Source organism: Aeromicrobium sp. SORGH_AS_0981, assembly GCF_031453195.1.
Taxonomy (GTDB): domain Bacteria; phylum Actinomycetota; class Actinomycetes; order Propionibacteriales; family Nocardioidaceae; genus Aeromicrobium.
Genome location: NZ_JAVIZD010000001.1, coordinates 729,798 through 749,850, shown reverse-complemented (window position 1 = coordinate 749,850; position 20,053 = coordinate 729,798). Strand labels below are relative to the sequence as shown.

The window sequence follows — 20,053 nt, the reverse complement described above, 5'->3', positions numbered from 1 at the left end:
GAAGGTCGTCGGGAACCGGTCTCATCCCGCTCTCAGTCCGCCCCTGTCACACTGGACGGCATGCGTGTGGCGGCTGTGCAGGTGGCGTCGACGATCGACTCCACCGCGAACCGGGGCCTCGTCGAGGCCCGCCTGGGCGCGCTCCCCGCCGACCTCGACCTCGTCGTCCTGCCCGAGGCGACCATGCACGACTTCGGTCCCGCCGACCACGACCTCGCCGCGGTCGCCGAGCCGCTCGACGGACCCTTCGTCGCGACGCTGGCCGCGCAGGCCCGACGTCTGGGCGCGACCGTCGTGGCCGGCATGTTCGAGGAGACCGACGACCTGCCCTACAACACGCTCGTGGTGCTGGGTGCCGACGGCGGCCTGCGCGCCACGTACCGCAAGATCCACCTCTACGACTCCTTCGGCTACACGGAGTCCTCGCGGCTGCGCGGCGGCGACGTCGATCCGGTGGTCGTGGACGTGCCGGTGGCGGACGGCTCCTCGACGTCGGTCGGCCTCATGACCTGCTACGACCTGCGCTTCCCCGAGCTGGGCCGCGCCCTCGTCGACGCAGGTGCCGAGACGTTCGTGGTGCCGGCCGCCTGGGTGGCGGGCGAGCACAAGCTGCACCACTGGCGCACGCTGCTCACCGCCCGCGCGGTGGAGGACGTCGTGCCCGTGGTGGCGGCCGCGCAGGGTGGCGAGCGGTACACGGGACACTCCCTCGTCCTCGACGCGTGGGGCACTACCCTCGCCGAGGGGGATGCAGGAGAGGACGCCGTGGTGACCGCCGAGATCGACCCCGCCGACGTCGCGCGAGCCCGCGAGGTCAACCCGTCGCTCGCCAACCGACGGATGGGCCAGCGGTGAGCCGCACGCACGCCACGAGCAGCGGCGGACGCCGTCGGCTCGACACCTCGGTGCCGGTCGACTACGACGTCCCGGTCCGTCAGCCGCGGCTGGAGTCGCCGACCGCCACCCGGTACGCGTTCGCGGCCACGATCGTCGCGTGGGTCGTGGGTGTGGTGGCCGCGGGCTCGTCCCTCGTGGCGGTCGCGCACCCGCAGTGGATCGAGCGGGTGGGTGCGGCGCTGCTGCTCGTCGTGTTCAGCATCGGCCTGACGCACCGCGGTGGTGGCCACATGCGCATCTGGACGGTCGCGTCGTCGGTGCTCGCCGTGGCAGCGTTGGCGACGGGCGTGAACCTGCTCGTGGCCTCCGCGGCGGCGGTGTCGGCGATCCTGGCGAGCGTGTGGGCGGTGGTCGCGACCAGGCCCGCACGAACCGCAGTCGGTGCGGTGAAGGAGTTCGCGATCGCGCTGCTCGTGGCGTTGAGCGGCACGGTGGCGGTGGCGGCGTGGAACGCGCCGGTGGCCTACCAGCGGTTCAACCTCGTGGTGCTGGCGGCGTCGCTGACGGTGGCGATCGCGTTCGTCTGGAACCTCGGCGCCGGTCTGCACGGGCTCGGCAAGCAGAACCTGGCGATCATCTCGGGCGTCGCGATGGTGCTGGTGGTGCTGCTGGCCTACTCCAGCGTGGTGCGCACGCACGGCTCGGAGTCGTTGGTCGAGGGCATCTCGAACGCCGTCACGTGGATGCGGGAGACGGTCGGTGGCGTGCCCCGGCCGGTGGAGGTCTTCATCGGCTTCCCGGCCCTGATCGTCGGGGTGTCGTTGCGGTCGAAGCGGCGCGACGGCTGGTGGGTGCTGGTGTTCGCGGTGCTGGGCACGGGCGTGCTGACGACGTCGCTGGTGTCGCCGGGGGCCTACCCGTCGTACATCGCGTTGTCGACGGCGTACTCGGTGGTGCTGGGCGTGCTGGTGGGCCTGGTGGCGCGGTTCCTGCTGGTGCGCGAGCGCGGGTCGCGGTCGTCGCGGGTGCTGATGCCGACGCTGCGCTCGGAGCCTGGCCGGATCGCGCCGCTGAAGTAGTGCGAGAATCGGCGGTGGCGTCGCCTCGGTCCTGACCTGGCGGCTGCCGTGGAGGGGTGCCGGAGTGGCCGATCGGAACCGCCTTGAAAGCGGTCGTAGCGAGAGCTACCGCGGGTTCGAATCCCGCCCCCTCTGCCACCGGCGCGAAGCGCCCCCTCGCAGAGGGCTCCGGATTCGGGGAGGAGCGCGCGACGCCCTGCGCGTAGCGCCTGCGTCGTCGTGCGCGACGGAGTCCCGCCCCCTCTGCTCAGCTCCGCGCAGCGGCCCCTCGCAGAGGGCTCCGGATTCGGGGAGGAGCGCGCGACGCCCTGCGCGCAGCGCCTGCTTCGTCGTGCGCGACGGAGTCCCGCCCCCTCTGCTCTGCGCCGCGCAGCGCCCCACCCCCGTTGAGCGTGACGTTTCGGGCCCCGAATACCACGAATCGGGCCCCAAACGTCACACTCAGCGGGGTAGGGCAGACTGAAGCACCTCATGACCACCTACCGCCTCGACCGCGCCCCCGCCCTCGCCGTGGTGGGGGTCGTCGTGGTGGTCGCGGCGGTCACGGGCTTCGTCGCGTTCGTGGCGACGTCGGCGCTCGCCGGGGTGGTGACGGTGCTGCTCCTGCTCGCGGCGGTGGTGCTCGTGGCGAGGCCGCCCGTGGTGGCGCGGCTCGACGAGCACGGCATCCGCACGCGTCGGGCGCGGGAGCGCTGGGTCGACGTCGCCGACGTGTCCGTGCGCGACGGCATGCTGCTGCTCGCGCTGGGCGAGGAGGGGGCGGACCAGAAGGCGCTGCGGCTCTCGCTCGCGACGGTGGGTGCGCGGGCGCCAGAGCTCGTGCGCGAGGTGTACGACCGGCTGAACACCGCGCACGGCTACCGCCGCTTCGAGTGACCGGCGGGTCGTCCGGACCTCCCGCCCCCGTTCCATTCGGGGTGCGCGATGCGCGAGAACGCTTCACAGTGAAGTGAGTCCACTCGCTGAGGAGCAACCCATGACCCGACCCACCGTGCTCGTCACCGGCGCGAGCATCGCCGGACCCGCGCTGGCGTGGGGCCTGTCGCGCGCCGGCTTCGACGTCACCGTGCTCGAACGCTCGCCCGAGCCGCGCACGACCGGCCAGAACATCGACGTCCGCGGCCTCGGCCGACAGGTCCTGCGTCGGATGGGGGTGGAGGAGGAGGTGCTGGCGCACCTGACCGGGGAGGACGGCACCCGCTTCATCGGCCCGGACGGGACCCCGGTCTCCGTGCTGCCGAAGCAGGAGGGCGCCGACGTCGACGGTCCCACCGCCGAGATCGAGATCCTCCGCGGACGTCTGTCGCAGATCGTGCTCGGCACCGTGCCGTCCGACGTCGAGCAGCGGTGGGGCACCTACGTGACGGCCGTGGCGCAGGATGCCGACGGCGTCGACGTCGAGCTCGCCGACGGCACGCGAGAGCGGTACGACCTGCTCCTCGTCGCCGAAGGGCGCGGGTCGCGCACCCGCCGGCTCGTGATGGGCGACCGCACCGAGGTCCGCGACGCCGGCGTCTCGATGGCGTACGGCACGATCGACCGTCGCCCCGACGACACCGACTTCTGGGACTGGTACACCGCCCCGCGCGGCCGGTCCGTCACCCTGCGGCCCGACGACGTCGGCACGATCCGCGCCACGCTGACCTTCGCGTGCGAGCCGTTCGGGTTCGAGCGGCTCGACACCGACGCCCAGCTCACGGTGCTGCGCGAGCGCTTCGCTGACGCCGGCTGGCAGACCGAGCGCGTCCTCGACGGGTTCGAGCAGCACCCGGAGGAGCTCTACGCCCAGCGGTTCGCGCAGATCGTGCTCCCGACGTGGAGCGAGGGCCGGGTCGCGTTCCTCGGCGACGCCGCGTGGGGCTCGGGTCCGACCGGCATGGGCACCACGCTCGCGCTCGTCGGCGCGTACGTCCTCGCCGGGGAGCTAGAGCGCACACTGCACGAGGAGCGCACCCACGCCGACGCCTTCGCGACGTACGAGTCGATGCTGCGCGCCTACGTCGACCGGCACCAGTCGCTGCCGCCCGGCGGTGCCCGGGTGATGCACCCGTCGTCGCGCTTCGGGGTGCGGGTGATCAACACGATGTTCCGGCTGGCGGGGACGAAGCCGCTGAGCTCCCTGCTCGATCGCGTGTTCCTGCCCGACCGCAAGGGTGAGCCGATCCTCCCGGACTACGCGTTCTCCCGGCGCGAGGGGCGTCCGGCGGCGTAGAGTCCTGCTCCGACCAGGAGGTGCTGGATGACCGAGTCGGCGGCGAGGATGCTCGAGGCGCTGCGTGGCTACGTGGTCGCGTACCAGGAGTCGGTCCAGGACCTCGCGCGCTGGATGGGCCTGCCACTGTCCGACGGTGCCGCGTTCGGCGAGGTCCTGTGGGCGGAGGCGACGGGGCGGCCGATGTCGCCGGCGCGCCTGTCGGAGCGGGTCGGGCTGACGTCGGGCGCCACGAACGCCCTGGTCAACCGGCTCGAGCGCGACGGGATGGTGGCTCGCAGCCGCGAGAGCGACGACCGTCGGGTGGTCACGTTGCGCCCGACGCCGGCCGCGCGACGTCGAGCCGAGGAGTTCACGACGCAGGCGGGGCTGGCGCTGCAGGCGCTGCTCGCGGAGCACGACGACACTGTCCTCGACGCCGTCCGCGCCACCCTCGACCGTTTCGCCGCCGTCCTCCCGCGTCATCCCTGACCCACCTGACGCTGCGTGGTCCTGGTGACGGCTCGCTCCTGAGCCTCGAGGACGACGTCGCGACGTGGCCGCGCCTGGTCGACGTCGGCCGGCTGTTCTGAGCCGACGCCGGAGCCAGGCGCGTCGGCGCTCAGCCATCGCGGATCGTCATGCGGGTGAGCCGGTCGCCCGCCACCTCGAACGCGAAGCGGGAGCGACCGTTGGCGTGGGTGGAGCGCCAGTCGCCCACGACCGTGACGTGGCTGTCGTCCTGGATGCTGACCTCCTCGACGGTCAGGACGCCCTGGGAGCCGATGAACTCCCGATCGCTCCAGGCCTTGATCTCGTCGCGACCAGTGAAGGTGCGACCCCAGTCGTCGACGACGGCGCCGGCGGCGAACGCGTCGAGGAAGCCCTCGTCGTCGTGGCGGTTGACGGTCTCCACGAAGGAGGCCACGGGCTCGGGCAGGTGTGGTGCAGTCATGGGAGGTCTCCTCAGGGTCAGCGGGTCGTGTATCCGCCGTTGGCGAAGATGGTCTGGCCGGTGATCCACCAGCCCTCGGTCGCGAGGAAGCGGACGATCGGGGAGATGTCCTCGATCTGCGTCAGCTGGTTGCCCATCGCCTGCGACCGGTGGAACTCGACGCGCTCGGGCGTCTCCTGGCCGTAGAAGAACGGGGTGTCCATCGGGCCCGGTGCGATGGCGGTGACGGAGATCCCCCGCTCGGCGAACTCCTTCGCCGCGGCGCGCGTGAAGTGCTCGACCGGCGACTTGCCTCCGGCGTACGTCGAGTAGCCGTCGGTGAAGGCGCCGAGGAGCGACGTGACGATCGTGATGACCTTGCCGCCGTCGGCGACGTGCCGGCCGGCCTCCTTGATGAAGAAGTAGGCCGCCTTGCTGTTGATGTCGAACATCGCGTCGTACTCGGCCTCGGTCGTGTCCGCGATGGGCTTGCGCAGCACCTTGCCGACGGTGTTGACCGCGACCTCGACGCGCCCGAGCGCCGACTCGGCGTCGGCGAACAGCGTCGCGACGTTGTCGGGGACGGTGAGGTCGCCGGTGAGGATCACGCCCTTGCTGCCGGTGGCCTCGACCGCGGCGAGCGTCTCCTCGGCGTCGGCGCGCGTGGACGCGGAGTTGTAGTGCAGGGCGACGTTCGCGCCCGCCTCGGCGGCCTGTCGGCTGATGAGTCCTCCGAGGTTCTTGGCACCTCCGGCGACGAGGACGGTCTTGCCCTCCAACGTGTGGGTGGACATGGTCACTCCTTCTGTGTCGGGTGGATAGGAACGTGTATCATCGATACACGAGTACTGTAGCGATATGACAGAGGAAGTGCGAGCCGATACACGGACTCGTCTTCTCGACGCGGCCGCCGAGATGATCGCGAGCGCTCCCGGCGAGGAGGTCTCGCTCAGGGCGGTGTGCGCTGCGGCCGGCGTGCAGATGCCGACGCTCTACCACTTCTTCGGCAACAAGCAGGGCCTGACCGACGCCGTCGTCGAGCGTGGGTTCGACCTCTACCTCGCCGAGAAGTCGGCTGGCGAGAGCACGGGAGACCCGATCCAGGACATCCGCGACGGGTGGGACGCCCACGTCGCGTTCGGCCTGAGGAACCCCGGGTTCTACACGCTCATGTACGGGAAGGTCCGCCCCGGCTACTCGCCGTCGGCGCAGGCCCGGCCGAGCGAGCTGCTGCGCGAGCTGACGAAGAAGGCGCACGAGCAGGGACGACTCTGCACGACCCCGGAGCAGGCGGCAGCGCACGTGCTCGTCACGAACATCGGCGTCACCCTCCGCCAGATCGTCCTCGCGACCGAGGACCGAGATCTCTCGATCGCCGTGCGCGAGGGAGTGATCGCCGCCATCACCGGCTCCGCGAGCTCGTCGCCGTCCCTCCAGGCCGACGTGCGTCGCGTCCTCGAGCACGCCGTGACGCAGCGTGACCTCCTCGGAGGGGAGGAGACGGCGCTGCTCACGAAGTGGCTGAGCCGTCTCCTGGCTGCGGGGTCGGACGGCTGACTCCTGCATCGCCGGCGGTGCGCCCACCCCATCGCCGGCGGACGACGCCGCCCACGGCACTGTGGTCCCACTAGCGTGCAGGGATGAAGCCGGACGGGTGGGTACGTCTCGTGCAGGCGGGCCTGTTGCCCGCCGTCGTGACCACCGTCCTGCTCGCCCTCGCGCTCGGCGTCGAGAACGTCGGTGTGGCCGCGACGAACGGGGTGCTGACGGGCCTGGTCGGGTGGGCCGTGTCCTCGTCGCAGCACGCCGGGTCGCTCGGACGGCCGACGCCGGTCCTGGCGCTGGTGCTCGCTGCGGCGGTGGGCCCGGCGGTCTGCTTCGTCGTGAGCATCTGGGTCGGCCTGGGGAGGTCCGAGGCGGCAGGCGACTGGATCGTCCGTGGGGTGCAGGTCGGAGCGTGCTGCCTGCTCGTCGCGGCGGTCCTCGGTTTGCTCGGGCCGCGCACCCGCGAGGTGAGCGTGGGGCTGTGCCTCGTCGGGGCCGTCGTCCCGGTGCTTGTCGCCGTCCCGATGGGGATCGTCGCCCTGCGTACCGACGAGCGGGTCGAGGCGGCCGTGGACGACTTCCCGGCGCGCGGCCCGAGCCGCCCGGCGGACGGAGACGAAGCGGTCGATCTCTCCGAGAACGAGATGGTCGAGGTGGTCCGCGCGTGGCCTGGTGCTGATCTGACCTGCGCCGACCTCGCGCGGAGGTTCGAGGACTGGACGGGACGTGCCGTGGCGTCCGTTCCTGGCGACCGCACGTGCAGGCTCGAGCACACTTCGGCATGGCTCGGCCGTCGCGCCGCGCTCCGTCCCGACGGGACCCTGCTCGTCGCCGCCTGGTCGCCGACGGCGTCGTGGGTCGCGCAGTAGTCAGCGACCCGTAGCTCCGTCAGGGCTCACGAGCCGAGGCGCAGTGCACCGTCCGGGCGCTAGCGTGCCTCATGGCATCGGCCGGGTGGTGGAGGTTCGTCGGGAGCTTCGTGGCGCCCGCGGTCGGCATCCCCGTGGTCGCGACGCTGGGCTCCGGCATCGAGGTGCTGGAGTCGGCGCTGTGGTCCGGCATCGGCGTCGGGCTGCTGGCCTGGAGTCTCGTCGAGGTGCTGGTGGCGCTGTTCGGCCCTGCCCCGCAGGCGGGTCGGCGGAGGGTGCCCCGCGCAGCCCTCGCCGTCCTCGCCACGCCTGTGCCGGTGGTGTGCGGGGCCGCGGGCTTCTGGATCGCACTCGGGACGTCGGACGCCGCAGGGACGGTCATGTGGTGGGCTGGCTGGATCGGTCTCGCGTGTGCGGCGCTGGCCGTGGTCACGGCGTTGCTCCTCCCGCGCCGGCGTGGACTCGCCACCGCGCTCTGCGCCGCCGCCGTGCTCGTGCCGGTCCTCGTCGGCGGAGCGATGGCGTTCTACGCCGCCCGGGTGGAGGCGCGCCTCGCGTCGGCAGCTGCCGACTTCCCGTCCGAGGGCGAGAGCCGACCGGCGCAGCCCGACGAGCCTGCCGCGGACTCGTCACCCGACGAGCCGCCCCAGGCGCTGCGGGTGTGGGACGACTCCGAGGTCACCTGCTCCGAGCTCGCCCACCGGTTCGAGCGCTGGTCGGGCCGACCGGCTCTCGAGAGCCCAGTGCTCGAGGGAGAGTCGTGCGCCGTCGAGGCCGAGACGTCGTGGACGGGCTGGCGGGCCGCCGTCCGCTCCGACGGCCGGTTCGTGTCAGTGGTCTGGTCGCCGACGGCGGACCTCTTCGTCTTCTAGCCGTTACCGCCAATCAAGACCCAGGACCAGTCCGGGGCGCAACGCTGCGGGTCCGATGGCGGGCGCTCGACGACGTACACCTATGACGGGCTGGATCGTCAGCGCTCGATGGCGGTCACGGGCGACAGCGTCGCGGCAGCGAACGTGACGACCCGCAACGTCTATGACGGCATGACGACGACCATGGTGGGTCAGACCGATGCGGTCAACGGCGCGAACTCGGCGCCGGACATCGTCTACCAGCTGGGTGCCGATGGTCAGGCGATGGCCTACGAGCAGTCCGGTGCGGTGCGGGCAAGGCGTTCCTGGACACCGATGGTCGGGGCAACGTGACGACCGTCGTCGGGACCGATGATGCGGTGCAATGTGCTGCGCCGTTGGATCCGTTCGGCAACCCGGTGAACCCGGCGACCACGGGCGGCAACGACGTCTGCCGCTCGGGGACGGCGATGAGTGCCACGGCGAACAGCCTCTGGTATCGGGGTCAGGCGCGTGACGCGGTCGACGGGTTCGTACCAGCTGGGCACGCGCACCTACGACCCGTCGGATGCGGCGTTCACGACGCCGGACACGTATCGGGTGGCTGCGCCTCCGACGGACCTGTCGGTGACGACGGATCCGTTGACGGCGAACACGTACACGTACGTGAACGGCAATCCGGTGAACATGATGGATCCCGATGGTCACCGGGTGACTTGCACGGAGGGGCCGAGTCCGTGCAGCGTGACGGAGAACGGGAAGACCCGTGAGACGGGCAAGACGGTCCGTCCGGACGGGTCGATCTACACGGCGGCTGAGCTGCAGCGTCGGGGTGAGGCGGAGCTGGCGGCGTCGATGTCGCGTCGCGAGGCGTTGGCGAAGAAGGCTGCTGCGGAGTTCGACTGGAAGGGCGCGTTGGTCGACCTGGGGGTGGAGGCCTCGGGTCTGGGTGACATCAAGCGGTGCGTGATGGACCGCGATGTCGGCGCGTGCGCGTGGGCCGTCGCGGGGACGGCTGGGGCGGCGATCTTCAAGGCCGGCAAGACGATCAAGAAGGTCAAGAACCTGATCGACAACGTCCGCTCGTTCAACGCTGCGAAGCGGGCTGCGTCGGCGGCGTTGAGCAAGCTCGATGGTCAGATCTCGAAGCAGGCTGCGGAGCTGAAGTCGCTGGCGGCGAAGGTGAAGCGTTCGCCGAGCAGTGGTGCTGGTGGTGCGCGCAAGGCGAGCGCGAAGACGGAGGCTCCGAGGCGCGGGGGTGGGGGTAGCAGCAAGAGCTCGGGCCCGCGCGAACACGCCTGTTCGTTGAACTCGTTCGCTGGTCGCACGTTGGTGTTGATGGGGGACAAGTCCAAGAAGCCCATCGAGAAGGTCAGGGTCGGCGAGAAGGTCTGGGCCACTGATCCCAAGACCGGCGAGAAGGGTCGACGGACGGTCACGCACGTGTGGAAGCACCGTGATGCGCTGGTGGATCTGAAGGTCGACGGCGAGACGATCACCACGACCGAGGACCACCCGTTCTGGTCCGAGAGCGAGGGCCGGTTCAAGGACGCCGAAGAGCTCTGGATCGGTGAAAGTCTGCTCAGAAGCGATGGCCATGCCGTTCGAGCAGTGGGGCTGGACGACCCGACGTGGTCGGGAGGTACGGCTTACAACCTGACTGTCGAGGAACTCCACACTTATCACGTGGGCCAGGCAAGCGTCCTGGTCCACAATTGCGGCACCGCCAGAACGGGCGGAGGGGCCTCGCTCGAGAACATCTCTGTCGGTGAATCCAAACGAATCCAGAACGCGGCGGATCGTATCGGGCTTCCGATCTCAGTCGTGGGGAGCCGCGCAAGCGGAACGGCCAACGCCATATCGGACTGGGACTACGTGATCACCGGCGTCCGTTCTCGCACGAAGCACTCGGTCTCGAGTTCTCTTCCGCGCGGACCGGAAGAGCTAGGCTTTGGACGACGGCTTGACATCTTCGACGCAGAACTGGACGAGACCCTCCCACACATCACCTTCAATCCCAGGAGAAGATAGCAATGGAGATCGAAGCTTTGGGCCGCGCTGGGAACGTGCAGTTGGCGCGAGACTTGGAGCGCAAGTTTCCGGGACTCCTGATCCAGGGGGACACGCTCCGTGTCCTGCTGTCAGATCTTCAGGAAGAAGCGCCCGGAAGCTTCGCGTTGGAAACCGTTCAGCAATGGATCAGTGCATATGAGGAACTCATGTCGGCTAGAGGGCTACGACTTCCGTATTGAGATTTCGCACGCCGTCCCAGTGCGCCTGCGGGATGTGATCGAGGAATTCGAGCGCCCTCCCACAAGTCAAGCGCTGGCAGCAACTATCGCGGGTCGGGTACACCGGCGACAGACTCACTGCCGTATGTGACCACACAGCAACGGGCCTTTGAAGTGGACCGCCCGAGCAGGCAACGGCGGCAGTCGGAAGAGCTCGGCGCGCGAGACTCCGAACTTCGAGAGCGTCGCCTGCGACTGCTGAACCTACAGACGATATGCGACCTGGGGTAACTCGTCCGGTGGAACGCTGCGAGACGGTGGGGTGCGCCGCGATACAAGCCATTCTTCGCACGGTCTGTTGTCTCGCGCTCGTTCTCTTCATGCGATGAGGCGAGTCGGAGAGCAACAGTCGACTCTTCGTTGGACTTGCATGCGTTGCTATGGGCTCCTTGTGCACTGCTGCTGCTCTCCTCGGTCCGCGACGACAAGTGGATCCGGTGGGGTAAACCGGACTGAGGCCGGCGGGGCTGCGGAGATGGCGGGAACCGTCGCTCGTTCCTCGCTCCTCCCAAATCCCGGCGTCCTTCATCGAATGCCGAAGGCCCCCAGCAAAGAGCGCTGGAGGTCCTCTCGCGTCTGCGGAGATGGCGGGAGCCGTCGCGGCTCGTCCCTCGCCGCTCCTCCCAAATCCCGACGTCCTTCATCGAATGCCGAAGGCCCCCAGCAAAGAGCGCTGGGGGCCTTCGGCATTCGGCGGAGATGGCGGGATTTGAACCCGCGAGAGGTTTAACCCTCAACCCGCTTAGCAGGCGGGCGCACTAGGCCACTATGCGACATCTCCACGTCGCCGCCGGGCGGCAACCGGTACAGGATAGCGAGGCCCCGCCGCGCAGGACGAATCGGGCCGACCCTCAGGCTCTCGCCGGCACGCCACGACGCAGGGCGACGGTCGCCGCGACCGCGCCCAGCAGCGCCCCCGACGTGTTCGCGACGACGTCCGACACCGTCGCGAACCGCTCCGGACGCAGCAGCGCCTGGCCCACCTCGATGCCCGACGACAGCACGAAGCCCGCCGCCGTGACCTGCCACCACGACAGCCGCGTCAACGCGACCGCCAGCCAGCCGAGCGGCACGAAAAGCACGACGTTCGCCGCCGTCTGCACCACGTCGTAACCCGTCGGGCGCGGCATCCCGAACGACGACTCCAGCCAGCGCACCGGCCACGAGTTCAGCACGTCGACGCCCTGGTCGACCGGGGTCGGCCAGAACGCGATCGCCGCCAGCACCGCCAGGTACACGAGCGCCAGCACGACGTGGGTGGGGGAGCGGCGCATCCCCCGAGCCTAGGGCGAGCCCCCACCCGGCCACCGCCGTTCGTGACCCAACACACCGCACCTCTGCCACCATGAGCGACATGCGCGTCGAGCACCTCAGGGCAGCCGTCATGAACCCCCTCACCCTCCCCGGGCTCCCCGCACACGTCTTCCTGCTGCACACCGACGACGGCCTCGTCCTCGTCGACACCGGCTTCGGCACCGCCGACGTCGCCGACCCGGCCCGTCGCTTCGGGCCCATCCGTCACCTGCTGCGACCCGACGGCGACCCCGACCGCACCGTCCTGCACCAGCTGCGGGCCCGCGGGCTCGACGCGTCCGACGTCGCCCACGTCGTGCTCACCCACCTCGACCTCGACCACGCGGGCGGACTCTCCGACTTCCCCGACGCGGCCGTGCACACCACCGCCGACGAGCACGCCGCCGTCACCGACCCCGACCTGCTCGACCGCACCCGCTACCGGCCGCAGCAGCTCGAGCACGGGCCCCGCTTCGTCCTGCACGAGGGCCGCGGCGACGAGTGGCGCTACGGGCTCACCGGGCACGAGGTGCTGCCCGGCATCGTGCTCGTGCCCATGCCCGGCCACTCGCGCGGGCACGCGGCCGTCGCCGTCGAGACCCCCGACGGGGTCGTCGTGCACGCGGGCGACGCCGTCTTCGACGCCAGCCACGTCAGCGACCACAGCCCGCACGGCCAGCGTCTCTCGCCGGTGCGCACCTTGCGCGCGTTCGAGCAGACCGTCGGCCGCGACCGCGCCCGCATCCGCGCCAACCACCGCGAGCTGCGACGTCTGTCCTCCCTGCCCGACGTGCTCGTCGTCCCCGCGCACGACCGACGCATCACCGACGAGCTCGTCGACGGCCCCGCCACGTGAGCGACGCCTACCGGCACGTCGTCCTCTTCCGGCTGCACGACGGCACCGACGACGCCACCCGCGACGCGGCCGTCGCGGCGCTCGCGAGCCTGCACGACCTGCCGGGCGTCCTCGAGTGGACCGTGCGGGTCTCTGACGACACTCGCAAGGGCGTCGTGGTCGTCGAGAACGCGCTCTTCGAGAGCGAGGCGGCGTTCCGGGCGTTCCAGGCCCACCCGCGGCACGCCGAGGCCGGAGCGCTGCTGCGCGAGACCGCCGACTGGTGGGTGGGCGACTACCCCGAACCCCAGGGCCGGGACGCCGACGACATCACGTGACCCGGTCTGCGCGAGTAGGCCCCGGTGGGCCGTCCGGCCCCTAGACTCGGCCACGTGCCGAAGCCCCTGTCCCTGATCGCGCTCGTCGCGTTCGTCCTCGTCGACGTCGTGCTCGTCGTCCTGGTCTTCCAGCACGTCCACCGCGCGCCGCCCGGCAGCGGCCTCGGCCCGGCCGCCGCCACGGAGTCGCCCACCCCGGAGCGCAAGACGAACCAGCAGGCGTTCGACTTCAAGCCCGCCCAGGCTGCCTCCATGGACCTCGCGAACGACGGCACCTGGGTGTTCGCCACCCGTGGCGCCTGCGAGGGACGTACGAACGCCACGCTCTGGACCTCCACGAAGAACGGCGCTTCGCCCACCAAGCGCGACCCCGAGCTCAAGGTCATCACCGCAGTCCAGGCACGCTCGGGCGGCGAGCTGACCGTCGTCGGCGCCGGCGAGGACTGCCAGGCCCGCCAGCGTTCGTCCACCGACGGCGGCGCCACCTGGGTCGACGACCCGACGATCACCCGCTGGTACACGTCGCCGTCCGACCCGACCGTCGCCGTGTCGCCCTCGAAGGGTGAGTCCAAGCCCGGGTGCACCTTCTCGTCGCTGTCGCAGATCGACGACGACTTCGCGCGCGTCACCTGCATCGACGGCGACGTCGTCGGCAGCGGCGACGGTGGCGGCAAGTGGCTGCTGCTCGGTCGCCTCGACAACAGCCGCACCGCCGTGTTCACGACGTTCAACGCCGGCTACGCGCTCGCCCGCTTCGAGGGCTGCGCCGCCCAGCTGTTCAGCACGAAGGACTCGGGCCGCACCTGGGCGCCGGGCGGTTGCATCGTCGGCGATCCCGCCCGCGGCATCGCCGCCAACGACACCCTCGTCGCGGCCGTGGTCGGCGAGGACCCGCAGAGCTACGTCAGCGACGACCAGGGCCAGAAGTTCACGCAGCCGTAGGGGTGGCGCGCCCGCTCCGGCGGGTGGTGAGGACGGCCGTCGCGCCGACCGACAGCACCGACACGAGCACCAGAGCGCCGGCCGGGCCGAGCACCGTCCACGGGGCACGCTCGACGTAGGCCGAGCCCTCGGCGAGCACCAGCCCCCACTCCGGCCGAGGAGGCCGTGCGCCGAGCCCCAGGAAGCCGAGCGACGCCAGGGCGAGCACGATGCCGGGGAGCCGCAGCGCTGCGTGGCGGGTGACGGCCGGCATGACGGCGGGCAGCGTGTGCCGCACGAGGCGGCGCACCGGCCCCACCCCCAGCACCGGCAGCACGGCCACGTGCGGCTGTGACCTCGCCTCGCGCAGCAACGCCGACGTGTGCGCGGCGAGCGGCGCCCAGCTCACCGCCGTCACCGCCACCGCAGCACCCAGCTGCGACGGTCCGGCGACCGCGGCCACGACGAGGCCCGCGAGCACCGGCGGGGCGGCGTTCGCGATCTCGATCGGCCCGGTGGCGGCGTGCGAGAGACACCCGACCGCCAGCCCGATCAGCAGGCACAGGACCAGCACCACGATCCCCGTGCCGACGGTCGTGAGCGCGCCGTGACCGACCCGAGCGAGCAGGTCGCGACCGCTGGCGTCGGCACCCAGCCAGAGCCCGGGCGACGGCGGCGCGAGGCGGGGGTGCGCCGACGTCGACGGATCGCCGAGGAGGCCAGCGACCACGACGACGAGCAGGAGCGCACCGGCCACGCCGGGGACGAGGAGGTCGCGACGACGCAGGACCACCACCGGCTCCGGCAGCGACAGCGCCGACAGCCGCACCGCCCGACCGAGCATCAGCCGGCCGACCAGCGACGCCAGCCCGCCCGCGACGGCGGCGACGACCACGAGGAGCAGCAGACCGGCCTGCAGGGCGGGCAGGTCCTGCGCGGCGGCCGCTCCGAGCAGCGCGCGACCGATACCCGGGATCGCGAAGATCTCCTCGACCGCCACCGCACCGCCCGTCAGGCCCACGACCACGAGACCGAGCTGCGGCAGCACCGACGGCACCGCGCGACGCAGCACCGCCAGCGCCACCTCGCGGCGGCTGAAGCCGGCGCCACGCCACGTCGTCACCCACGGCTCCGTGAACACGGCCGTCACCGCGGTCGCCGTGAGTCGGCCGAGCAGACCGCCCGCCGGCAGGCCGAGCGCCAGGGCCGGCAGCACCGCCTGGCCCGGGCCGTCCCAGCCGAACGGCGGGAACCAGCCGAGCCACACGGCACCGACGAGCAGCAGCACCGTCGCCAGCAGGAACTCCGGCAGGGCGGTCAGCAGCACCGAGCCCGACCCGGACCCGAACGACGGACGCCCGCGCAGACCCGCCCGCATCGCCACGGCGACGCTCACGGTGGCCACCACGAACGCGACCACGAGCGAGAAGCCGACGAGCGTCAGCGACACGCTCAGGTTGTCGAGCAGGCCCGGCCCGACCGGACGTCCGCTGATCCACGACGTGCCCAGGTCGCCGCGCAGCAGCCCCGACACCCACTGCCCCAGCAGGGTGAACGGTCCGGCGTCGAGGCCGAGCTCGGCGCGGACCGCGGCCAGCGCCTCGGGTGTCGCCTCGCGGTCGGCGTACCGGGCGCGCAGCACGGTGAGCGCCGGGTCGCGCGAGGCGAGCCACGGCAGCGCGCCGACCAGGGCCAGCAGGCCCGACGCCGCCAGCAGCCGCGACGCCGCCGTGACGACGGCGTCGCGGCGCGGCCGGGGCTCAGGCACCGGCGCTGCTGTCGCTGTCGATCAGGTCGCGCTCGCGCGGGTCGCGCTCGACCCCCGACACGCCCTGCGCCTCGCCCTGGATGACGCGCTCGTGCAGCAGCGGGACGGCGGCGTCGAGGCCGAGCACCTGCGCCTCCGCGAGCATCGTCAGGCGCTGACGCTCCGCGCCGGGCTCCACGCGGGCTGCGCGGTCGAGCGCGGCGTCGACGTCGTCGTTGCAGAGCTGGGCGATGTTGAAGCCGCCCTCGCAGCCGAAGTCGGACGCCATGTAGGCCACCGGGTCGCCGGAGTCGAGCACCGTGGCGCGGGACAGGATGAACGCGTCGAAGGCGCCGTCGAGCGCGTCGGCCTCGATGAACTGGTACTCGCGCACGTCCTGCTGCACGACGAAGCCGGCGGCCTCGAGCTCCTGCTCCAGCAGCACCGCCACCTCGGGCAGCTCGGCGCGGTCGGTGAACGTGCCGAGGGTGATCCGCACGCCGTCGACCTTCGCGGGCTCCGCGCGCTGGGCGAGGAGCTCGGTGTACTCGGGGTCGGCGCGCAGGTCGGCCGCCCAGGGCAGCGCCGGACCGAGCAGGCCGCTCGCCTCGTCGGCGCGCCCCTCGTACACGTCCTTCACGAGGCGGGCGCGGTCGATCGCCTCGCGTGCGGCGGCGCGGACGGCCGGGTCCTTGAACGGCCCCTTCTTGGTGTTGAGGTAGAGCGTGTTCGTGCGCGGCATCGGCACCTCGACGACGAGGTCCTCGTCGAGCTGCGCCACCTGGCCCACCGGCACCGCCTCGACGACGTCGGCGTCGCCCGTGCGCAGCGCGGCCGCGCGGGCGGTGCCGTCGGGAACGAAGCGCACGTCGATGCCCGACGCCTTCGCCTTCTCGCCCCAGTAGTCGTCGTAGCGGTCGAGGGTCGCGCCGGAGGTGCCGTCGACCTTGGTGAGCTCGAACGGGCCGGTGCCGGCGCCGACCGGGTCGACGGCCTTGGCCGCGTACGCCTTCGGCGCCAGGACCGACAGCTGCGGGCTCGAGAGCCGCTGGGGGACGAGCGGGTCGGGCACGGCCGTCGTGACGACGACGGTGTCGGGGCCGGACGCCTCGACGGTGAGCTCCACGCCGTCGAGGATGCGCGGCACGGGCGACGCCTGGGCTGCGGTCTGCAGCGACGCCACCACCTCCTTCGACGTCAGGGGCGTGCCGTCGTGGAAGGTGACGTCACTACGCAGCTCGAACGTCCAGGTGCGGTCGTCGGTGCGCTGCCAGGAGGTGGCCAGCATCGGCTGAGCCACGCCGTCGGCGTCGAGCTGCACGAGCGTCTCGGCGGTGCTCCAGCGCGACAGCTTGAAGGCGTCGTCGCTGAGCGGGGAGAGGCCCGAGCGCGGCGGCTGCAGCATGGCGACGGAGATGCGGCCGTCGCTCGCCTGGTCGCCGCCACCGCCGGCGAAGCAGCCGGAGGCGAGGGTGAGCACCAGAGCGGCGGCGCCGGTGCACAGCAGGGGACGGAGGGGGGTCATCGAGGTCCTTTCGAAGGGGAGGGGGTGGGTGGTGCGGAGCTCTGGGGGTCGAGAGGTGGTGCGGCGAGGGGACGGCGCAGGAGGACGGCGGCGGCCACGCTCGAGCAGAGCGCGAGGGCGGCGAGCAGTGCCCACGGACGCGACGCCGTGAGCGACGTCGTGCCGGCGTCGGCGTACAGCGCGCCGAGCGGGACCGACAGCACCAGCACGGCCACGCCGCCGCACGTCGCCAACAGGCCGTAGTAGGAGCCGAGCCGACGGCCGGCAGCGAACGTCGGCACGAGGTCGAGCGCGGCCGGCCCCACGACGAGGTGGCCGAGGGTCAGCAGCACGACCGAGGTGGTGACCGGGGCGACCGACGTTGACGCCGCCGGCAGGGCGGACGCGACGGCGAGCGTGCCGAACGCCGACGCGAGCAGCCCGTAACCGACGGGCAGCACCATGCGGCTGGGGAGGCGGCGGGCGAGGCGTGCGACGGGAAGCTGCAGGCCGATGGTGACGGCCGAGACCACCGCCAACAGCGCGGCGTAGGTGCCGGCACCGCGTCCCACGCGCTCCAGCTCGACGGGCAGCCCGAGGTACAGCTGGTTCCAGGCGAGCAGGTTGACGGCGTGCACGACGGCGAACAGGACGAAGGTGCGGTGCCGCAGGCTGAGGCCCGAGCCGACGTCGCGCAGGCCGGCGCGCAGGGTGTGGCCGTCGGGTCGGGCGGGGTCGGCGGGCAGCAGTCGTGCCAGCGCGAGGGCCGTGACGCTGAACAGTGCCGCACCCGATCCCGCCACGGTCGAGAAGCCCCAGTCGAGCAGCAGCGCCCCCACGAGCGGGCCGACGACGGCACCGGTCTCCCCGACCACGGTGAGCCAGGCGAAGAGCGTCGCCCGGGCGCCTGATGCGCTGGGGCGCGCCTGCTCGGCGGTGGCCACGAGCGTCTCGATCGCGGGGGAGAACAGCGCCCCGCCGAGGCCGGTGAGCACGGCTCCGGCGACGAACGTCGGCAGGTCGTCGGCGAGCGCCAGCGTGCCGAAGCCGGCCACCCGCACCGCGCAGCCGGTGAGGATCAGGCGACGTGCGCCGAGGGCGTCGACCAGCACGCCGCCGAGGAGGAAGAGGCCCTGCTGGGCGAACGTGCGAGCGCCGAGCACGAGGCCGATCGCCGCCCCCGACAGCAGGTAGTCGTCACGCAGGACGATCGCCAGGAACGGCACGACGGCGTAGAAGCCCACGTTGAAGACCAGCTGCGCCCCGAGCAGGGGTGCAGCCGTGGCACGGCGTGTCACCCCAACGCCCCCGGACGGGACGCGTCGACGAGCGCCCGGGTCGCGGGGTGGGTGGGTGCGTCGAGCACCTGCGCGGTACTGCCGTGCTCCACCACGCGGCCCTCGTGCAGCACGGCCGCCGTGCTGCACACCGACGAGACCGCGTGCAGGTCGTGGGTGATGAGCAGCAGCCCGAGGTCGTGGTCGACGTGCAGGTGGTGCAGCAGCGCGGCGAGGTCGCGACGCAGGCCGACGTCGACGGAGCTGAGCGGCTCGTCGGCCACGAGCAACGTCGCGCCGGTGCCGATCGCGCGGGCGATCGCGACCCGCTGTGCCTGCCCGCCGGACAGGCTCGAGCAGCGACGTCGCGCGAACGTCGTGTCGAGCCCGACGGCGTCGAGGGCGCGCTCGACGCAGGTGTCGTGGTCGTCGTCGATGGCCAGGCTGCGCAGCGGCTCGGTGAGGCAAGCGGCGACGTCGCGGCGTGGGTCGAGGCTGCCGGCGGGGTCCTGCGGCACGTACTGGAGGCAGCGCCGGAACCGTCGCAGGCCCGCGCGACGTCGGGGCAGCGCGGCGCCGTCGAGCAGCACCTCGCCCGACGTCGGGCGCTGCAGGCCGAGCAGCACGCGGGCCAGCGTCGACTTGCCGGCTCCGGAGCGTCCGACGAGGCCGAGCGACGTCGCCGACGTGAGCCGCAGGTCGACGTCGGCCAGGGCGTCGGTGCCGTCGGGCAGGCGGACGCCGACCCCCTGCGCGTCGACCGTGGGGCTGGTCGCGGCTGGGGTGAGGGTGGCTGTGCTCATGCGACGAGTCCGAGGTCGTGCGTGAGGTACCGGTCGGGTCCGTCGAGCAGCGTTCTGAGGTCGACGTCGGCGACGAGGCGGCCGCCGTCGACGAGCAGCGCCCGGGTGCAGAGCGCCTGCGCGACCTCGAGGTCGTGGGTGATGAGTAGGAGCGTCGACCGGGTGGCGCGCAGCGCGTCGACCACCTGGCGACGCGTGACGACGTCGAGCGCGCTGGTCGGCTCGTCGGCGACCAGCAGGGGACCGTCGACGGCGATCGCGAGCGCGATGCACACCCGCTGGCGCTGGCCACCGGACAGCTCCGCGGGCAGCCGGTCGAGGACCGCGGCGGCGTCGAGGTCGACGTCGGCGAGCAGGGTGGTGAGGCGTGCGTCGAGGGCGTCGCCGCGCAGGCCCGCGGAGCGCAGCGGTCGGGCCAGCTGTCGCCGGACGGGGGTGAGCGGGTTCAGCGCGACCTGAGAGTCCTGCGCGACGAGCGACGCGCGGGGGCGGTCGGGCTGGCTGCCACCGACGCTGACCCGCCCCTGGACGCGCAGCGTCGGCGGGCTGACGTCGGCGACGGCACGCGCGATCGTCGACTTGCCGGAGCCGGAACGTCCGAGCAGCGCCACGCGCTCCCCGGCCGCCTGCTGCCACGACACGTCGCGCACGAGCGGGGTCGCCCCCACCCACACCGAGAGGCCCTCCACCTCCACCGCTCCCTGCGCCATCACATGGGAATGGTAGTCACTTCGATGT

Annotated in this window: 22 protein-coding genes and 2 tRNA genes; 15 read left to right on the top strand and 9 right to left on the bottom strand. The window is 72.1% G+C overall.

The genetic code is table 11. The features are described from left to right. The first annotated feature begins 60 nt into the window (after positions 1 to 60). The 6 genes from QE370_RS03905 to QE370_RS03880 all read left to right on the top strand — a co-directional run bounded on the left by QE370_RS03905 (position 61) and on the right by QE370_RS03880 (position 4,599). Positions 61 to 855, top strand: coding sequence for a carbon-nitrogen hydrolase family protein (locus QE370_RS03905; RefSeq protein ID WP_253021360.1), 795 nt, complete (start codon positions 61 to 63; stop codon positions 853 to 855). Continuing rightward, the gene (locus QE370_RS03900; RefSeq protein WP_253021359.1) at positions 852 to 1,916 is read left to right on the top strand and encodes a hypothetical protein; all 1,065 of its coding nucleotides are present in this window, start codon (positions 852 to 854) and stop codon (positions 1,914 to 1,916) included. The genes QE370_RS03905 and QE370_RS03900 overlap by 4 nt, the downstream gene beginning before the upstream one ends. Before the next feature lie 50 nt (positions 1,917 to 1,966). Next, positions 1,967 to 2,054 (top strand) — tRNA-Ser (locus tag QE370_RS03895). A 333-nt stretch (positions 2,055 to 2,387) separates the two neighbouring features. Then, entirely contained in the window at positions 2,388 to 2,792 is a 405-nt protein-coding gene (locus tag QE370_RS03890; RefSeq protein WP_309633509.1) for a hypothetical protein, read from the top strand. A gap of 100 nt (positions 2,793 to 2,892) precedes the next feature. Continuing rightward, positions 2,893 to 4,128, top strand: coding sequence for an FAD-dependent monooxygenase (locus tag QE370_RS03885; protein ID WP_309633508.1), 1,236 nt, complete (start codon positions 2,893 to 2,895; stop codon positions 4,126 to 4,128). 27 nt (positions 4,129 to 4,155) lie between these two features. Next, positions 4,156 to 4,599, top strand: a complete 444-nt coding sequence (locus tag QE370_RS03880; RefSeq protein ID WP_309633507.1) for a MarR family transcriptional regulator — start codon at positions 4,156 to 4,158, stop codon at positions 4,597 to 4,599. A gap of 130 nt (positions 4,600 to 4,729) precedes the next feature. On the opposite strand, the gene QE370_RS03875 is transcribed toward QE370_RS03880, so the two are convergent. Beyond that, positions 4,730 to 5,062, bottom strand: coding sequence for a nuclear transport factor 2 family protein (locus QE370_RS03875; RefSeq protein ID WP_309633506.1), 333 nt, complete (start codon positions 5,060 to 5,062; stop codon positions 4,730 to 4,732). A gap of 17 nt (positions 5,063 to 5,079) precedes the next feature. Further along, on the bottom strand, positions 5,080 to 5,835 hold the full coding sequence (locus tag QE370_RS03870) for an SDR family oxidoreductase (protein ID WP_309633505.1): 756 nt from the start codon (positions 5,833 to 5,835) through the stop codon (positions 5,080 to 5,082). Between the two features lie 64 nt (positions 5,836 to 5,899). Between QE370_RS03870 and QE370_RS03865 the strand changes: the two genes are divergently transcribed. From QE370_RS03865 to QE370_RS18140, 6 genes are all read left to right on the top strand, one after another. Further along, entirely contained in the window at positions 5,900 to 6,598 is a 699-nt protein-coding gene (locus QE370_RS03865) for a TetR/AcrR family transcriptional regulator (RefSeq protein ID WP_309633504.1), read from the top strand. Between the two features lie 83 nt (positions 6,599 to 6,681). Then, positions 6,682 to 7,455, top strand: a complete 774-nt coding sequence (locus tag QE370_RS03860) for a hypothetical protein (protein WP_309633503.1) — start codon at positions 6,682 to 6,684, stop codon at positions 7,453 to 7,455. Between the two features lie 71 nt (positions 7,456 to 7,526). Next, on the top strand, positions 7,527 to 8,327 hold the full coding sequence (locus QE370_RS03855; RefSeq protein WP_309633502.1) for a hypothetical protein: 801 nt from the start codon (positions 7,527 to 7,529) through the stop codon (positions 8,325 to 8,327). Positions 8,328 to 8,435: 108 nt separating this feature from the next. Then, positions 8,436 to 8,660, top strand: coding sequence for a hypothetical protein (locus QE370_RS03850; protein WP_309633501.1), 225 nt, complete (start codon positions 8,436 to 8,438; stop codon positions 8,658 to 8,660). Positions 8,661 to 8,819: 159 nt separating this feature from the next. After that, positions 8,820 to 10,337 (top strand): polymorphic toxin-type HINT domain-containing protein, encoded by a 1,518-nt coding sequence (locus QE370_RS03845; protein ID WP_309633500.1) that lies wholly within the window; start codon positions 8,820 to 8,822, stop codon positions 10,335 to 10,337. A gap of 2 nt (positions 10,338 to 10,339) precedes the next feature. After that, complete coding sequence (locus QE370_RS18140) at positions 10,340 to 10,558, top strand: DUF6959 family protein (protein ID WP_396127796.1); 219 nt, start codon at positions 10,340 to 10,342, stop codon at positions 10,556 to 10,558. Between the two features lie 733 nt (positions 10,559 to 11,291). Here QE370_RS18140 and QE370_RS03840 read toward each other — a convergent pair. Next, positions 11,292 to 11,378, bottom strand: a tRNA-Ser gene (locus tag QE370_RS03840). A 70-nt stretch (positions 11,379 to 11,448) separates the two neighbouring features. After that, positions 11,449 to 11,871 (bottom strand): VanZ family protein, encoded by a 423-nt coding sequence (locus tag QE370_RS03835; protein ID WP_309633499.1) that lies wholly within the window; start codon positions 11,869 to 11,871, stop codon positions 11,449 to 11,451. Positions 11,872 to 11,942: 71 nt separating this feature from the next. Between QE370_RS03835 and QE370_RS03830 the strand changes: the two genes are divergently transcribed. From QE370_RS03830 to QE370_RS03820, 3 genes are read left to right on the top strand one after another with little or no spacing between them, the layout of a single operon-like run. Beyond that, positions 11,943 to 12,746: an MBL fold metallo-hydrolase gene (locus QE370_RS03830; RefSeq protein WP_309633498.1), complete on the top strand. Its 804-nt coding sequence runs from the start codon at positions 11,943 to 11,945 to the stop codon at positions 12,744 to 12,746. Beyond that, a complete protein-coding gene (locus tag QE370_RS03825; RefSeq protein WP_309633497.1) occupies positions 12,743 to 13,063 on the top strand; it encodes a Dabb family protein in 321 nt (106 codons plus the stop codon). The genes QE370_RS03830 and QE370_RS03825 overlap by 4 nt, the downstream gene beginning before the upstream one ends. 54 nt (positions 13,064 to 13,117) lie before the next feature. Then, the gene (locus QE370_RS03820; protein ID WP_309633496.1) at positions 13,118 to 14,005 is read left to right on the top strand and encodes a hypothetical protein; all 888 of its coding nucleotides are present in this window, start codon (positions 13,118 to 13,120) and stop codon (positions 14,003 to 14,005) included. On the opposite strand, the gene QE370_RS03815 is transcribed toward QE370_RS03820, so the two are convergent. From QE370_RS03815 to QE370_RS03795, 5 genes are read right to left on the bottom strand one after another with little or no spacing between them, the layout of a single operon-like run. Further along, positions 13,992 to 15,752: an ABC transporter permease subunit gene (locus QE370_RS03815; protein ID WP_309633495.1), complete on the bottom strand. Its 1,761-nt coding sequence runs from the start codon at positions 15,750 to 15,752 to the stop codon at positions 13,992 to 13,994. The genes QE370_RS03820 and QE370_RS03815 overlap by 14 nt on opposite strands. Continuing rightward, positions 15,745 to 17,256, bottom strand: a complete 1,512-nt coding sequence (locus QE370_RS03810; protein ID WP_309633494.1) for an ABC transporter substrate-binding protein — start codon at positions 17,254 to 17,256, stop codon at positions 15,745 to 15,747. The genes QE370_RS03815 and QE370_RS03810 overlap by 8 nt, the downstream gene beginning before the upstream one ends. Further along, complete coding sequence (locus tag QE370_RS03805) at positions 17,253 to 18,533, bottom strand: MFS transporter (RefSeq protein ID WP_309633493.1); 1,281 nt, start codon at positions 18,531 to 18,533, stop codon at positions 17,253 to 17,255. The genes QE370_RS03810 and QE370_RS03805 overlap by 4 nt, the downstream gene beginning before the upstream one ends. After that, the gene (locus QE370_RS03800; RefSeq protein ID WP_309633492.1) at positions 18,530 to 19,315 is read right to left on the bottom strand and encodes an ATP-binding cassette domain-containing protein; all 786 of its coding nucleotides are present in this window, start codon (positions 19,313 to 19,315) and stop codon (positions 18,530 to 18,532) included. The genes QE370_RS03805 and QE370_RS03800 overlap by 4 nt, the downstream gene beginning before the upstream one ends. Next, positions 19,312 to 20,025 carry an ATP-binding cassette domain-containing protein gene (locus QE370_RS03795; protein WP_309635230.1) on the bottom strand — a complete coding sequence of 238 codons (714 nt, stop codon included), beginning with the start codon at positions 20,023 to 20,025 and terminating at the stop codon, positions 19,312 to 19,314. Before QE370_RS03795 ends, QE370_RS03800 begins: the two co-directional genes overlap by 4 nt. Positions 20,026 to 20,053: the final 28 nt, after the last annotated feature.